The sequence below is a fragment of the Paenibacillus sp. 01T422 genome, assembly GCF_056398785.1.
The window spans coordinates 1-1,334 of the sequence record NZ_JBFTQB010001269.1 but is presented as its reverse complement, the minus strand read 5'-3'; the positions used below and the strand labels follow the sequence as shown (position 1 = coordinate 1,334).

Genomic DNA, 1,334 nt, shown 5'->3' with positions numbered 1-1,334 from the left:
CAGCTTGATGGTCTCATCCAATTGTTGTTCCGCAGAAATGTCTGCAGGATGATCCCCTTTTTGAAAACCATAGCTGCCAAATTGCGAATGATTTCCCCCTCGGATCGTATGATATTCAGCTGTATTCGGTAAATCACTTTTTGCTTTTGTTAGCGCAGCCATATTGACGGCACCATCATTAGAACCAACGACGGAAAACACAGGCAAATTAGCCGAAATTAAGCTTCCTTTGGGATCTGGATAGGAAGCAAGGAAGAATACGCCTTCTAATTCGCTGGCATGCGCAGCTGCAAAACGAGCTGCCATCACGCCGCCAAGGGAATGACCGCCAAGCAGAAATGTCTCATCAGGTTGTTTCGCGGCAATAATCGGCTGAGCACGTTCTCCGCCGAAAATGGCCAGATTCAGAGGCATTTTCACGATATAAACACGATGACCTGCTTGCGCAAATGCTTGGGCATAGGTCGCATAACTCTCTGGCTTCACGAGACCGCCAGGATAATAAATGATGCTGGGTTGCACGGGTGTTGTGGGTTCAAAACGTATAACCTGCTTCTCATCACTGACCGTGATCTCGTCATTAGACTGCATGGCTGACAAGGCAATTTGACTAGGTTGGTAGGGTCTCAAATACCAATAGATGAATCCCATCAGAATGATAAGAAGAGCAAGCCCACCTTTCCACCAGTGGCGTTTGAAAGCTTTCACGATTCATCACCTCTTGCCGAGTAGGTTATCAATTCATAGGGTGAAGTGTCAAGTGAATCCATTTGAGGAGGTTGTTTGATGAACAGGGGTTATTATTTGACTGATTTAGATGGTACTTTGCTGCGATCAAATGCAACCTTATCCGATTACAGTGTTCGTGTAATCACTGAAGCTCTAGAAGCTGGAACGGTTATCAGCTACGCAACAGCAAGGAGTTATCAAAGCTCAATGGCTGTTGTTTCGCAAATTCCTTGGCGCTATCCGCTTGTACTTTACAATGGGGCCTTGCTATTCGACCCCGTGCATAAACGCGTGATTGACGGTTACTTTCTTGACCGGGAACGAACAGAAGTGATTTTAGCTATTGGAAAGTCAAGAGGGTTTGTTCCTCTCTTATTTGGTTTGGACCATGAAGATCAGGAAAAGGTTCTGCATGAAAAGCTTTCTAGAACAGGGGATTTGCAATTTGCTGCAAGCCGACCGAATGATCCTAGATTCAGTGAAGTGAAAGAGCTAAGCTGCCCGCCTCATTTGCGAACGCTGATTAGCACATATATTGGTTTGCTGGAGGAGTTGGAGCCACTGAAAAAGGCCGTAATAGCAGCGTTTGGCACAGAGGTACACAT

2 protein-coding genes are annotated in these 1,334 nt (G+C 45.9%); one reads left to right on the top strand and one right to left on the bottom strand.

Translation table 11 applies throughout. The annotated features are described in order from the left end of the window. Positions 1-708 (bottom strand): alpha/beta hydrolase (locus tag AC1DUA_RS37895; RefSeq protein WP_477504612.1); only part of this gene is annotated, 708 nt, incomplete at its 3' end. Positions 709-786: 78 nt separating this feature from the next. Here AC1DUA_RS37895 and AC1DUA_RS37890 point away from each other — a divergent pair. After that, positions 787-1,334 (top strand): HAD family hydrolase (locus AC1DUA_RS37890; RefSeq protein WP_477504611.1); only part of this gene is annotated, 548 nt, incomplete at its 3' end.